Genomic DNA, 242 nt, shown 5'->3' on the forward strand with positions numbered 1-242 from the left:
ACGAGCCGCTGCTCGAGGTCTCCACTGACAAGGTTGACACTGAGATCCCGTCGCCGGTCGCTGGCACGCTGATCGAGGTTCTGGCTGAAGAGGACGACACCGTTGAGGTCGGCGACGTCATCGCCCGCATCGGTGACGCTGACGCGGCTGCTTCCTCCGACGACTCCAACGAAGACGAAGCCGAGGCCGAAGAAGAAGCACCGGCTAAGGCTGAGGAGCCGAAGGAAGAGAAGAAGGCTGCT

The 242-nt window shown here is 62.4% G+C and carries 1 protein-coding gene; it reads left to right on the top strand.

The features are described from left to right. A partial coding sequence (locus HMPREF3048_RS12535; RefSeq protein WP_305764116.1) for a biotin/lipoyl-containing protein occupies nucleotides 1–242 on the top strand: 242 nt, incomplete at both ends.

The organism is Corynebacterium sp. HMSC075D04 (assembly GCF_001815635.1).
GTDB lineage: Bacteria > Actinomycetota > Actinomycetes > Mycobacteriales > Mycobacteriaceae > Corynebacterium > Corynebacterium coyleae.